Raw genomic sequence first — 13,096 nt, forward strand, 5'->3', positions numbered from 1 at the left:
GTCACCGCTGGTTGTCGCTCACCACGATGCCCGCACCATCTCCCACCGCGCTTCTCCAATCGTGACCGATCACGCGTTCAGACCGCGGGCCGCCACCGACCACATCTCCCTCTCGCCTCCGTCGTGGACGTGGACGCGGTCGGCGAGGTTGATGGCGGTGCAGACGTGGTTCGGCAGCACGGCGACGCGGTCTCCGACCCGCGGGACCACCGCTGGGTCGGCAGCGCTCACGTCGACCACGCCGTGGTGCTCCCAGATCCGGTCGATGCGCGCGCTCGGCACCCCGACGAGGAGCCCGTGCCCGTCGACGTACGGCGGCCGGTCCGCGGCGAGCGTCTTGCTGCCCGCGTCGAGGACGATCCGGTCGCGAGCGGGGGCGCTCACGACCGTGGCGACCACCGCGAGAGCCACGTCGTCGACGCCCGCCGTACCGAGCGCGACCTGCTGCGCGTCCCCGAACGCGTACACGCCCGGGCGCGTCTCGGTGACGATCGTCGTGTCGGTCGCCTCGTACGTGGGAGTGGCCCCACCGCTGACCACGTCACAGCGCAGACCCGCGGCGGCGAAGGACTCCACGGCGCTGGTGAGCGCACGTGCCTCGGCCGCCGCCGCAGCGGTTGACGCGCCGACGGCATAACCATGTCCCGGGAATGTGAACGCGCCGTCGACCGTGATGCCTTCACCGACCGCGTACGCGGCGAGGGCGCCGGCGTCCTCGGGGACAACCCCCGTACGACGCAGGCCGCACTCGACCTCGACGAGGAGCGAGAGGTGTGGGTGAGCGGCCAGACCGTGACGTACGAGGGCGTCGACGCCCTCCCGCGAGTCGATCCCGAGGACGACGGTCGCCTTGTCGAGCAACCGTCGCAGGCGCTCGGCGACGGCAGCCGTCGTCCGGACCGGGTACGCGATCAGCAGGTCGTCGAAGCCCACGTCCGCGAAGCACTCGGCCTCACCGACGGTCGCCAGGGTCAGTCCCCGGGCTCCCGCCTCGACCTGGAGCCGCGCCACCTCCGGCATCTTGTGAGTCTTCACGTGCGGGCGGAGCCGTAGCCCTGCGTCGTCGCAGAACGCCTGGGTGCGGGTGATGTTGCGTTCCAGCGTGGGACGGTCGACGGCGAGGAACGGTGTCGGGATCCCCTCCCAGCGATCCGGCGACCACCGCTCCAGGGCCCTTCGCTCCTCGCTCATGTCCGCCACCCTAGGCGGCCGTGGCACTCGTGCCGAGCCACACGCGGGGGCCCTTGCACCCTGCGGGCGCAGAGAGTCCGTCGAGGTCGAACCTGGCGGGCGTCCCGGTGACCTCGAGCAGTGTCCCGTACCTATAGGCCGTGCCATCATGCGAGACCGTGTCCTCATCGGTTCTCGTCTCGCCCTCGGGAAACGCGATGACCCATTTCCGTGCCGGACCCTCCGACCGGCTCTCGATCAGGTAGACGCAATCTCCGTCGAGCTCGAGGCGCCCTTTGAGGGTAGACGGCTTCCCATCGCCGAGAGGTGCGGTGTACGACGCAACAAAGGGGCCCGTGGGTCCCGTGACGCACTCATCAAACGCACACGTGCACGCAGACACCGCGATGCTCCCAACCGCCAGAAGAATCGTGCCGAACAGCATCCTCACACTCGCTCGCACGTCTCGCTGCCTCGACGAACCTGGCGGCGCGGTTCTGCTCGTCATGGAAACGATCCTGGCCCACCCGGATGCAGGGGCACCACCCCGACGAGGAGGAGTCCGGCCGGCGGCACCGATGAGTCCGGCTCGGCGACGCAGTCGGCTCAGCATGGCGGTGATCGACGACGTCCGGTCCCTGGGCTCCGAGCTGGAGCGCTCGTACGAGGTGTACGTGCGCGGAAGGCTGAAGTTCCGTGTCAAGCAGATCGTCTATGTGGCGTTCTCGCTCGACGAGCGCGTGATGGGCTTCGGCTTCCCCAAGGAGGAGCGGGCCGGACTCGTCGCGAGCGCGCCGAACACGTTCCACCTGCCCTCGGAATCGGACATGCGCTTCAACTGGGTCCATGCCGATCTCGCGGCGCTGGACCCTCGAGAGGCTCGCGAGCTCGTCGTCGACGCGTGGCGCATGGTCGTCCCTCAGAAGGTGTCGCGCGCCTACGACCTGATCCACCCTCACGGGCCAGGGTGATCCATAGTGCTCCGTACATAAGGTTTTATCTTGCTTTGCGTATCGTATACAGCGCATTAGGATGGAATGATGGCGAACCGTGACGCACGACCTCCCAATGCGCGAGCAGACCGCAATCGACGCGACCTCGCCGACCGGATCTCGACCTGGCGCAAGCTCATGGGGCTGACCCAAGACCAGCTCGCTCAGCGGGCCGGCGTCTCGCGCGGGGCGTACGCACGTCTGGAGAAGGGCGACCCCGGGGTCACGCTCGATGTGCTGATGCGAGTCCTGACGGTGACACGGCTCGCCGATGATGTGATCGAGGCGCTCGATCCGATGCGAACCGACCTGGGCCGTGCACGAGCCGATCAGCAGCTCCCTCAGCGAGTCCGCCGATGAATCGACAGATCGACGTGGTCACGCGACTGGGTGGCGAGGACGTCGAGGTCGGGACACTCACCGTCACCGAGGGTCGCGTGCTGTCCTCGACCTTCCGCTACTCCTTCGACTACCTCTCCCGCACCGATGCCTACGCGCTCGAGCCGGCCATGCCGCTCGACGACGCGGCGCACCTCGTACGGGACGGGCTCCCCCTCTCGCTGCAGGACTCCTCGCCGGACCACTGGGGCAAGAACCTCCTGACGATGCAGCGGCGGGCCGACAACCTGGCCGGCGCCGATCTCCCGTCGGAGCTCAACGCCCTCGACTTCCTCCTGGGTGTCAGTGATGTCACCCGTCAGGGAGCGCTCCGGTTCCGTGTCGGCGACGGGCCGTTCCTGCAGGAGTCGGTCGGCGTCCCGAAGATGCTCGACCTCGACGTGCTCCTGCACGCCGCAGACGTGATCGTCGAGGAGTCCCCGACGGGTTGGCGCGAAGCGGTCAAGACGATGCTCGATGCTGGGACCGGCGCGCTCGGCGGCGCGCTCCCCAAGGCGGCGGTCGTCGACGACGGCCGGCTGTGCCTAGCGAAGTTCCCGATGCTGGGTGACCGCGTCGACCGCGCTGTCTGGGAAAAGACGGCGCTCGACCTTGCCGAGGCCGCCGGCGTGCCGACGCCGCGGCGGCGGATCGTGACCGTCGCGGGACGAGGCGTCCTCCTGGTCGAACGCTTCGACCGGCGCGGTGAGGATCGAGTCCCCTACATCAGCGCGCGGACCCTCGCGCAGGAGCACGGCGACGGCGGCACCGCCGAGTACGAGGACGTCGCCGACGCCCTGCGTTTCGAGGGCGTCGCGCCTCGTGACGACCTGGTGGTGCTCTATCGCCTCGTCGCGGTCGGTGCCCTCATCCACAACACCGACAACCACCTGCGCAACCACGGCTTCCTCCGTGAAGGCGCCGGGTGGCGGCTCGCTCCCGCCTTCGACCTCAACCCGAATCCGGACGCGGGCGCCTCCCGCGCGACGAGCATCGCGGGGTCGTACCAGCCGAGGGACACCGGACGGGGTCTGATGGCGTTCGCGCCATACTGCGGCCTCGACCCAGCGCAGGCGCGACGCGTCGTCGCCGAGGTCGCCGAGGTGGTCCGTCGGTGGCGGGAGGTCGCCGAGAGCAACGGCGCGACCGGCCGCGAGATCGAGAGGTACGAGGAGTCGTTCTCGTCTCTCGACGCGAACGTGCGCAACGCGTTCGGGTTCGGGTTCGGCGCACCTACCTGAGTGGCGACGGGAGGCTCGACACCGGGCGCGTCGCCGTCGGCGGCACTGCGTCGACGTCCGTCCACACCTCGGTCATCGACGAAATCTGGCTGTCGGTCGCGGTGATGAACGTCGCGACCTCGAAGTGCACGAGCCCGCCGTCAGCCCGGGCGGTCACGTGGCAGCGGGCCACAGCCCTGTCTCCGGACGCCACGAGGTCGTCGATGACGAGGTGCTCGAACCCTGGGTAGTCGGCGTTGAGGCGTACCCACGAGTCTCGGTCGAAGGTCTCACCCGTGTGCACATATCGGCAGACGAAGTCCTCGTGGAGCAGCGGGGCCAACTCGTCCCACGCGTGCGCGTCGATGGCCTGGCACAGCCGCGTCAGCAGCTCGTTGGCGTCCATGCGCACACAACCTAGTGGTCGGCCAGGACACGGAGCGGTGTCGATGCGGTAGGCGCCCGCGGGCTCGGTGTCGCCGGTCTGGCAGACTCGCGCGATGACGGAGAGTGGATACCTCTTTTTCGGGGTGTTGCCCGTCGCCGTCATGGTGAGCATCCCGCTCGGGGTCGCGGCGGCCGCGTACACGAGTCTCCACGTCGTCGTCCGCTGGGTGTTCGCCGGCGCGACCATCGCGATGGGAGCCGCCGCGATCGGCGCCGTCGCCGCGTGGCTCGTACCCGGCCTCAACGGGTGGAGCCGGGGCCCCGCCCTTGACCGCTACGCCGAGGTCTTCGTCGACTACCTTCTCTGGACATTCGCGTTCGCAGCGCTGCTGTCCTTCGCAGCGGTCGTGGCGCTCGCCGCCGTCGCGCTCGAGCACCTGACCTCGCCACGTCGCCGCTCGCACTAGTGCGGACCCCGACCTTGCGTGCTGCCGTCGCTCAGGGTGACGGTGTAGTGCCACGCGCCCATGACTTCGGGGTGCTTGCTGCTGGGCCGTTCTGAGGGCCACCACGCGGCGAAGCGTCCGTTCCTGACCGTCGCTTCGACGTCGGTCCCGAGAGGAGTTCGGACCGTCACGCTGGTGACGTCGTTGCCTGCGTACCCGTAGGTCCAGGTCAGCCATCCTCTGCGGAACCAGCCCTCGTCGGTGCTGACGCCGGTGCTTCCGGTCTCGACGATCTGGCGAGGGTCCACCGTTGCCGTCGGGGTGGGTTCGGCGAGGTCGGCGAAGATCTCGTGGCCCTCAGGGTCCTGGCCGGCTGCCGCGTTGCGCATCAGGCAGGTTGCCTCACCGACGGGTGCGGAGATGAAGACGTACGTCCAGCCACCGCGTCGCTCGGCCAGCAGGGTCTGGTTGTCACCGTCGGGCATCCCGAGCCTGGTACGGCAGGTGTCCGCGACTGCGGCGGTGTCCGGACCGGTGAGGGGTTCCGGCTTCACCGTCCATGACGCGAAGGCTGAGCTGCCACCGAGCGTCAGCTCTGCAGCTGCAACTGCTGCTGCGGCGGCGGCGGCGGCGAGCATGCCGATCGGGACCAGTCGCCGCCAGCGACGCCGAAGCCACGTCGGCTCCTTCGCAGGCGGGACGGCGGTCGGGCTTGTCAGTCCGGTGTTCATGTCGTCAGTGGTCGGCTTGGCCACTGGACCTCCTCCCGGGGACATCCGCTGCTGCGCTTCATCCGCAGGCGCGCTTATCCGTCCCACGCCCACGTCGCCGGAGGCCGCGCTACGCCACGCCAGTGCTCAGCCGAACTCCTTCGGCATGTCGATGAAGCGAGAGTAGTGACCCTGGAACGTCACCGTGGCCGTACCCGGCTGGCCGGAGCGGTTCTTGGCGACGATGAAGTCAGCCTCGCCGAGGCGCTCCGACTCCTGCTCGTACATGTCGGGGCGGTGCAGGAGCACCACGATGTCGGCGTCCTGCTCGATCGAGCCGGACTCACGCAGGTCCGACAGCATCGGGCGCTTGTCGGTGCGCTGCTCGGAGCCACGGTTGAGCTGGCTGATCGCGATGATCGGGACCTCGAGCTCCTTGGCGAGCAGCTTGATCTGGCGCGAGAACTCCGAGACCTCGACCTGGCGGCTCTCGACCTTCTTGCCCGACGTCATCAGCTGGAGGTAGTCGATCACGATCATCTTGAGGTCGTGGCGCTGCTTGAGGCGCCGCGCCTTCGCGCGGATCTCCATCATCGTCATGTTGGGCGAGTCGTCGATGAACATCGGCGCGGTCGAGACCTCACCCATCCGGCGCGCGAGCTTGGCCCACTGGTCGTCGCTCAACGAGCCGGACCGCATCTCGTGGAGGCCGACCCGAGCCTCGGCGGACAGCAGGCGCATCGTGATCTCGATGCGGCTCATCTCCAGCGAGAAGATGGCGGTCGTCAGCCCGTGCTTGATCGCCGCCGAGCGGCAGACGTCGAGGCCGAGGGTGGACTTGCCGACACCGGGTCGTGCGGCGACGACGATCATCTGGCCGGGGTGGAAGCCGTTGGTGAGCCGGTCGAGGTCGGTGAACCCGGTGGGGACACCTGCCATCTGACCGTCGCGGGCGGCGATCGCCTCGAGCTCGTCGAACGTGGCCTCCATGAGGTCGTTCAGGACCGAGTAGTCCTCGCTCGTGCGCTGCTCGGTGACACCGAAGACCTCCGACTGGGCCGTGTCGACGATGTCGTCGATCTCGCCCTCTCCGGCGTAGCCCATCTGCGCGATCTTGGTGCCGGCCGAGATGAGCCGCCGCAGGATCGCCTTCTCGCGCACGATGTCGGCGTAGTAGCCCGCGTTGGCGGCGATCGGAACGTTGGCGACGAGTGTGTGCAGGTAGGGAGCGCCGCCGACCTTCGCGAGCTCGCCACGCTTCTGCAGCGCGGCCGCGACCGTCACGGCGTCGGCCGGCTCGCCACGACCGTAGAGGTCGAGGATCGCGTCGAAGATCTCCTCGTGCGCCGGTCGGTAGAAGTCGATCGACTTGACCGACTCGAGGACGTCGGCGATGGCGTCCTTGGAGAGCATCATCGCGCCGAGGACCGACTGCTCGGCGTTGTTGTCCTGAGGTGGGGTGCGGTCGACCTGGCTGCCTCCGTAGCCGTAGTCGTCGTCCGGCGGCTCAGGCACCGCTCCCAGCTCGGCAACGCTCAACGCGAGTCCACTCCTCATACGCTCGAACCCCGTCACGGACACCGCGGACCCACGGACGCCGCACGGAATGACACAGATGTCATTCACCTCGAGCGTACGGGGGACCACCGACGGACCTTCGAAGAACCCGCGTCGACCTCCCGGACGAGACGACTTCTCGAGAACCACCGAACGAGATGCAACCTACGCGCGTGGACGGCTCTCGGCGAAGTCACACATCACAGGCTCTGTGGACGACTCATCCATTGATGTGGATAAAGGTGCTCATGCATGTGCACAGGTTGTGGGTATCTGTGTGGATTGCCCTGTCGCGCTGTCCACATCTGTGGGTTGACCTGGGGAAATGATGTCCCACACGTGTGGATCGAAACTCGCGTACGGGCGTGTCTCGCCAGCTTGCACACAGGCGGGAAGCCTTCTAACCTCTCCCGTCACCGCGCCGGCGGGTGATTCAGCCCGTCGAGCCTCGCGTCGCGATACGCCTCCCACCGGGCGAGCATCGCGCGAACGTCCTCGGCCATGAACGAGAAGAGCATCGCGCCCAGCTCCAGCGGTGCACCGGGCTCGTCGTGCCGCCCACCGAGGTCCGTCGCAGCCTGCGCGAGCGCCTCGTACCGGCGGACGAGGATCGCCTCGCGTCGCCTGATCATCGAGGCCCACAGGTCACCGGGCGGCAGGCGGTAGTGGTGGCGCCGGTCGGCGCCACCATGGCGCTCGAGCATGCCGACCCCGATCAGGTAGGTGACGGCACCCGAGATCGCCGCGGGGCTCGCGCCGGTCGCTTCTGTGAGGTCGGCGGCCGTGTAGCTGCGGCGTCCGAGACCCAGGACGTACGCGAAGGTCCGCGCCGGCATCGGCGGCACCCCGGAGTCCCGCAAGATCGTCGAGAACTGGTCGACGAAGTCCGTCAAGGTGTCGTTGGCCATCGCATCCCACCTCCGCTCGTACGACTCGAGGTTCCGAGGTTCGCTGTATTTATCTTCACAGATTTCTGAATCATCTGTAACGTCCGTGAGGTGACTCAGGCGATCGAGATCGCAGGGCTCCACAAGAGCTTCGGCACCACGCACGCCCTCGACGGGCTCGACCTCACGGTGGCCACCGGCGAGGTCCACGGCTTCCTCGGCCCCAACGGCGCAGGCAAGTCCACCGCCATCCGCATCCTCCTCGGTCTCCTGCGCAAGGACTCCGGCACCGCTCTGCTCCTCGGCGGAGACCCGTGGTCCGAGGCCACGGCCCTGCACCGGCGCCTCGCCTACGTGCCGGGAGACGTGACCTTGTGGCCCAACCTCTCGGGCGGCGAGGTCATCGACCTCCTCGGGCGGCTGCGCGGCGGCGTCGACCGCGGACGGCGCGACGAGCTGCTCGAGCGCTTCCAGCTCGACCCGACCAAACGCGGCCGCACCTACTCCAAGGGCAACCGGCAGAAGGTCGCACTCGTCGCCGGTCTCGCCTCGGACGCCGAGCTCCTGCTGCTCGACGAGCCCACCTCCGGACTCGACCCGGTGATGGAGGAGGTCTTCCGGGAGTGCATCCAGGAGGTCCGCGAGGAGGGACGCACCGTCCTGCTCTCCAGCCACATCCTCAGCGAGGTCGAGGCGCTGTGCGACCGCGTCACGATCATCCGGGAGGGCCGCACGGTCGAGTCCGGGACGCTCGTCCAGATGCGCCACCTGACGCGCACGTCGATCGACGTCTCCACGGAGCGACCGATCGACGGGATCACCCAGCTCAGCGGCATCCACGATCTCGTGACCGAGGCCGACGGGACCCGAGCGCGCTTCGACGTCGACACCCCTCGGATCGGTGACGTGCTCGCACGGCTGGGCGCGTTCGGCATCACCGCACTCTCCAGCTCCCCGCCGACCCTCGAGGAGATGTTTCTCCGCCACTACGGCGACGACCCGTCGGAGGACACCGAGCCGTCGACAGAGCTGTCATCGTGAGCGACGCCCTCGCCGGGACCACAGTCCTCGTGCGGTTCGCGTTGCGCCGGTCACGGATGGCGATCGTGTGGTGGATCCTCGGCATCACCTCGCTCTACCCCGTCCAGGCGCTCGCGCTCGAGGCCACCTACCCCACGCAGGCGGACCTCGACCAGCTCGCCGCCAGCCTCTCGGGCAACGCCGCGATCATCGCCATCGCCGGCCCCGAGTACGCCCTCGACACGATCGGTGGGCAGACCGCCTGGCAGACCTCGGCGTTCGGCGCGGTCCTCGCCGGCCTGATGAGCACGTTCTTGATCGTGCGCCAGACGCGCGCCGGCGAGGAGAACGGCGCTGACGAGCTCGTCCGTGCCGGCGCCGTCGGTCGCGCGGCCCCCAGCGCCGCAGCGGTCACCGTCGCCACGGCCGCGAACCTCACGCTCATCGCCGCGATCGCGCTCCTTCTCATCGCGTCCGGGCTCCCCGCCGAGGGGTCGTGGGCGCTGGGATGCGCCTGCGGCCTCACCGGGATGGTGTTCATGGGACTGGCGCTGATCTTCGCCCAGGTCAGCAGCACGAGTCGCGGCGCGTGGGGGCTGAGCGGCGCCGCGATCGGCGTGGCGTACGCACTGCGTGCCGTCGGCGACGTCGGCGACAACGCGGCGACGTGGCTCTCACCGATCGGCTGGGGCCAGCAGATGCGCGCCTTCGCCGACGAACGGTGGTGGCCGGCTCTCCTGCTGCTCGGGGCGACGTTCGCGTCGATCGCCGTCGCTCATGTCCTCCACGACCGCCGCGACTTCGGTGCGGGGCTCGTCGCCCCCCGCCGCGGTCCAGCGTCGAAGGACTGGCGAGGCGGGGCGTACGAGCTCGCGTGGCGGCTCCAACGCCCGGCCGTCATCGGTTGGCTGGTCGGGCTGGCCTTCGGCGGCGCCGCGTACGGCACCATCGGCGACGACGTCGGCGACCTCGTCGGCGACAGCGACCTGTCGGGGTCGCTGACGGGTGGGGAGACGGGCGGCAGGGCCCTGATCGACGGCTTCTACGGCAGCGCGACGCTGATGCTCGCCATCATCACCGCCGCGTTCGGGGTCGCGGTGACGCTCCGCGCCCGCGCCGAGGAGACGGCCGGAAGGACCGAACCCGTGCTGGCGACGGCCCTGCGCCGCCGGACGTACCTCGCGAGCCACGTCGCGCTCGCGGTCATCGCCTCCACGGTGGGCGTCGTGTTCGCGGGGGCGGCGACCGGATGGATGTACGGGGTGGTCTCGGGGTCGTACGACAGGGTCGGCCAGCTCGCGTGGTCGGCCCTCACCTATGCCCCCGCGATCTGGGTGATGATCGGCCTCACGGTGCTCCTCGTCGGCTTCGTCCCGCGTCTAGCCCCGCTGGGCTGGCTCGGCATCGGCTTCGCTGCTGTCGTGATGTTCTTCGGACCGCTGCTGAAGTTTCCCGACTGGATCACGGATCTGTCCCCCTTCTCCCACCTCGCGCTCGTCCCGCTCGACGACGTGGCGTGGGCGCCGATCCTGTGTCTCACCCTGGTGGCGGCCGCGCTGACGACGGCGGGCTTCGTCGGGTTCCGCCGGCGTGACGTCCAGAACTGAGGCGGGCACCGGGGAGTCCCCCGAGCCGACCGCGGCCGCGATTGAGCCAGACTGGTCGGCGTGAGGCTGCACCTGGACGCACGCGACCGCGAGATCTTCCGGATCGCCGTCCCCGCGTTCGCAGCGCTCGTCTCCGAGCCCCTCATGCTGGCCGCGGACACCGCGATCATCGGCCACCTCGGGACCGACCCGCTCGCCGGGCTCGCGATCGCGTCGACGGTCCTGCAGACCTTCGTCGGACTCTGCGTGTTCCTCGCGTACGGCACCACCGCCTCGGTCGGACGCCACATCGGCGCGGGCGACCTGCGGGGGGCGATGGCGTCGGGCATGAGCGGTCTGTGGCTCGCCGTCCTCATCGGCGCCCTGGCCGCGCTGCTGGCCGGAGCAGGCGCCTCCCTCATCGTCGGCGCGTTCGGACCGTCGGACGTGGTCGCGGACCAGGCCGTCACCTATCTGGTGTGGGCTGCTCCCGGCATCCCGGCCATGCTCGTGGTCCTCGCGGCGACCGGGGTGCTTCGTGGCCTCCAAGACCTCAAGACGCCCCTCTACACCGTGATCGTGGCCAACGTGGTCAACGTGATCCTCAACCTCGTCCTCGTCTACGGGCTCGACATGGGGATCCGAGGGGCGGCGATCGGCACCACCGTGGCCCAGCTCGGGTCGGGACTGTTCCTCGGGTATGTCGTGGTCCGTGCGGTCCGGGCCCAGCGCGCACCAGTCCGGCCCCACCGCGCGGGCATCCATGAGGCCGCGCGTGCAGGGGTGGCGCTGGTGGTCCGGACGCTCACCCTGCGCGCCGCCCTCCTGATCGCGACGGCGGTCGCGGCGACGATGGGCTCGGCGGCGCTGGCCGCCCACCAGGTCGCGGTGACCATCGTCTCGATCCTGGCGTTCGCGCTGGACGCGATCGCGATCGCCGGACAGACGCTGACGGGCCGCTCGCTGGGGGCGGGCGACGTCACGGGGACCCGAGCGACCACGCGCCGGATGATCGGCTGGGGTGTCGCCTCGGGTGTCGTCGCCACGGTGCTGCTGCTGGCGTCGGTTCCCTGGCTGCCGAAGCTCTTCACCTCCGACCCCGACGTCCAGCACCTGATCGTCGGAGCGCTCGTCGTGATCGCGCTCACGCAGCCGGTGTCCGGAGTGGTCTTCGTCCTCGACGGCGTGCTGATCGGAGCCGGCGACGGGGCCTATCTCGCGTGGGCCGGAGTCGTGACCCTGATCGCGTACGCCCCGCTCGCCGTCGCCGTGTGGATGCTCGACGCAGGGCTGACGTGGCTCTGGGTGGCGTACGCGGGCTTCATGCTCGCGCGGATGGTGACGCTGGTGCTACGTGAACGGACCGACCGCTGGATGGTGGTCGGCGCGGTCTAGGCGCACTCGGCGGTCAGGCGGCGTGCACTCCCGCGCGAGGCGCGTCGTCGGCACGATCGCAGTCGGTGCAGCCCTTCGCGTACGCCGTGTGGAGACCGGAAAGGTGGTCGTCGCGCACAGCGCAGCACTCTGCGCACCGGTCGAGCCACCCGTCCGCCACGCCGAACTCGGCAGCGCAGTCGGTGCAGATCGCGACCATCTCGGACATCATGCGTGCTCACCTCTCGTACGGGACGGGGTATCCCCCACGCTTCGAGTGTCCCTCTCGGCACTGACACGATCAACGAGCGGCCGGCCCCGGCGTGTCATCCTGAGCGCGTCAGGAAGCCTTCTTGGCGGCCGTCTTCTTGGCTGCGGGCTTCTTCGCCGGGGTCTTCTTGGCGGTCGTCTTCTTGGCCGCCGTCTTCTTCTCGGTCGTCTTCTTCGCCGGGGCCTTCTTGGTAGAGCCCTTCTTCGCCGCGGCCTTCTTGGCGGGCTTCTCGTCGGCCCCGTCGGCCTCGTCCTTCTCGTCGGCGTCCACCCCGGCGACGGCCTCGCCCTCGCCCTTCTTCGCCCGGTCGATCGACGCCTGGAGAGCGGACATCAGGTCCACGACATTGTCGGGCTGCTCCGCGCCCTCGCCGACGGCCGGCTGCACGACCTCGTTGCCCTCGAGCTTCGCCGCGACCAGCTCGTCGAGGGCGACCTCGTACTCGTCGTGGTACTGCTCGGGGTCGAAGTCGGCCTCCATGCTGGCCACCAGGGACTGCGCCATCTTGATCTCCTGGGGTCGCAGCTGCACGTCCTCACCGAGGAAGGAGAACTCCGGCTTGCGGATCTCGTCGGCCCACATCAACGTGCTCAGCGTGAGGACGTCCTCACGCACCCTGATGGTCGCCAGCTGCTCGCGTGTGCCGATCGTCACCTTCACGACCGCGACCATGTCGGAGGCCTCGAGCGCCTCACGGAGCAGGAGGTACGGCTTGAGACCGGCGTTCGTGTCGGGCTCGAGGTAATAGCTCTTGTTGTGGAAGATCGGGTCGATCTGTTCCAGCGGGACGAACTCGAGGACGTCGACCACCTTCTTGGTGGGCAGCGGCAGCTCCTCCATGTCGTCGTCGGTCAGGACGACCATCCGTCCGTCGGGGAGCTCGTAGCCCTTGGCGATCTCGCCGTAGTCGACGACCTCGCCGTCCGCCTCGGCGACACGCTTGTACTTCACGCGCGACCCGTCGCTCCGTCGGACCTGACGGAAGGAGATGTCGTGCGTGGACGTCGCGCCGTACATCTTGACCGGGATCGTGACCAGGCCGAACGAGATCGTGCCCTTCCACATCGCGCGCATCGCTCCACCTCTCTCGTAGGCCCA

The 13,096-nt window shown here is 69.2% G+C and carries 14 protein-coding genes; 7 read left to right on the forward strand and 7 right to left on the reverse strand.

Features of this window, described 5'->3' with window-relative positions; genetic code table 11:
• Positions 1-69: 69 nt before the first annotated feature.
• The gene (locus tag KV102_RS06475) at positions 70-1,191 is read right to left on the reverse strand and encodes an alanine racemase (RefSeq protein WP_220345655.1); all 1,122 of its coding nucleotides are present in this window, start codon (positions 1,189-1,191) and stop codon (positions 70-72) included.
• Between the two features lie 590 nt (positions 1,192-1,781).
• On the opposite strand from KV102_RS06475, the gene KV102_RS06480 reads away from it, so the two are divergent.
• From KV102_RS06480 to KV102_RS06490, 3 genes are all read left to right on the forward strand, one after another.
• Positions 1,782-2,141 (forward strand): MmcQ/YjbR family DNA-binding protein, encoded by a 360-nt coding sequence (locus KV102_RS06480; protein WP_220342711.1) that lies wholly within the window; start codon positions 1,782-1,784, stop codon positions 2,139-2,141.
• 69 nt (positions 2,142-2,210) lie between these two features.
• Positions 2,211-2,522, forward strand: a complete 312-nt coding sequence (locus KV102_RS06485; protein WP_220345656.1) for a helix-turn-helix domain-containing protein — start codon at positions 2,211-2,213, stop codon at positions 2,520-2,522.
• Positions 2,519-3,781 (forward strand): type II toxin-antitoxin system HipA family toxin, encoded by a 1,263-nt coding sequence (locus KV102_RS06490; protein ID WP_220345657.1) that lies wholly within the window; start codon positions 2,519-2,521, stop codon positions 3,779-3,781. The genes KV102_RS06485 and KV102_RS06490 overlap by 4 nt, the downstream gene beginning before the upstream one ends.
• On the opposite strand, the gene KV102_RS06495 is transcribed toward KV102_RS06490, so the two are convergent.
• Positions 3,774-4,166 (reverse strand): nuclear transport factor 2 family protein, encoded by a 393-nt coding sequence (locus KV102_RS06495; protein ID WP_220345658.1) that lies wholly within the window; start codon positions 4,164-4,166, stop codon positions 3,774-3,776. The genes KV102_RS06490 and KV102_RS06495 overlap by 8 nt on opposite strands.
• A 94-nt stretch (positions 4,167-4,260) precedes the next feature.
• Between KV102_RS06495 and KV102_RS06500 the strand changes: the two genes are divergently transcribed.
• Complete coding sequence (locus KV102_RS06500; RefSeq protein ID WP_220345659.1) at positions 4,261-4,614, forward strand: hypothetical protein; 354 nt, start codon at positions 4,261-4,263, stop codon at positions 4,612-4,614.
• On the opposite strand, the gene KV102_RS06505 is transcribed toward KV102_RS06500, so the two are convergent.
• The 3 genes from KV102_RS06505 to KV102_RS06515 all read right to left on the reverse strand — a co-directional run bounded on the left by KV102_RS06505 (position 4,611) and on the right by KV102_RS06515 (position 7,768).
• A complete protein-coding gene (locus KV102_RS06505) occupies positions 4,611-5,348 on the reverse strand; it encodes a hypothetical protein (RefSeq protein WP_220345660.1) in 738 nt (245 codons plus the stop codon). The two genes, KV102_RS06500 and KV102_RS06505, sit on opposite strands and share 4 nt — an antisense overlap.
• A 102-nt stretch (positions 5,349-5,450) precedes the next feature.
• Positions 5,451-6,842 carry a replicative DNA helicase gene (gene dnaB / locus KV102_RS06510; protein ID WP_374107001.1) on the reverse strand — a complete coding sequence of 464 codons (1,392 nt, stop codon included), beginning with the start codon at positions 6,840-6,842 and terminating at the stop codon, positions 5,451-5,453.
• Between the two features lie 431 nt (positions 6,843-7,273).
• Positions 7,274-7,768: a GbsR/MarR family transcriptional regulator gene (locus KV102_RS06515; protein WP_220345663.1), complete on the reverse strand. Its 495-nt coding sequence runs from the start codon at positions 7,766-7,768 to the stop codon at positions 7,274-7,276.
• Between the two features lie 90 nt (positions 7,769-7,858).
• Here KV102_RS06515 and KV102_RS06520 point away from each other — a divergent pair, with 90 nt between their 5' ends.
• The 3 genes from KV102_RS06520 to KV102_RS06530 are packed head-to-tail and all read left to right on the forward strand — an operon-like array spanning position 7,859 to position 11,748.
• Positions 7,859-8,788 carry an ABC transporter ATP-binding protein gene (locus tag KV102_RS06520; RefSeq protein WP_220345664.1) on the forward strand — a complete coding sequence of 310 codons (930 nt, stop codon included), beginning with the start codon at positions 7,859-7,861 and terminating at the stop codon, positions 8,786-8,788.
• Complete coding sequence (locus KV102_RS06525) at positions 8,785-10,374, forward strand: ABC transporter permease (RefSeq protein ID WP_220345665.1); 1,590 nt, start codon at positions 8,785-8,787, stop codon at positions 10,372-10,374. Before KV102_RS06520 ends, KV102_RS06525 begins: the two co-directional genes overlap by 4 nt.
• A gap of 60 nt (positions 10,375-10,434) precedes the next feature.
• Positions 10,435-11,748, forward strand: a complete 1,314-nt coding sequence (locus KV102_RS06530; protein WP_301021813.1) for an MATE family efflux transporter — start codon at positions 10,435-10,437, stop codon at positions 11,746-11,748.
• A 13-nt stretch (positions 11,749-11,761) separates the two neighbouring features.
• Here the strand turns inward: KV102_RS06530 and KV102_RS06535 are convergent, their stop codons facing one another.
• Both KV102_RS06535 and KV102_RS06540 read right to left on the reverse strand, forming a co-directional pair.
• Positions 11,762-11,959 (reverse strand): hypothetical protein, encoded by a 198-nt coding sequence (locus KV102_RS06535; protein WP_220345666.1) that lies wholly within the window; start codon positions 11,957-11,959, stop codon positions 11,762-11,764.
• Positions 11,960-12,067: 108 nt separating this feature from the next.
• Positions 12,068-13,072, reverse strand: coding sequence for a Ku protein (locus KV102_RS06540; RefSeq protein ID WP_220342722.1), 1,005 nt, complete (start codon positions 13,070-13,072; stop codon positions 12,068-12,070).
• Positions 13,073-13,096: the final 24 nt, after the last annotated feature.

The sequence above is a fragment of the Mumia sp. zg.B53 genome, assembly GCF_019550935.1.
In the GTDB taxonomy this organism is placed as follows: domain Bacteria; phylum Actinomycetota; class Actinomycetes; order Propionibacteriales; family Nocardioidaceae; genus Mumia.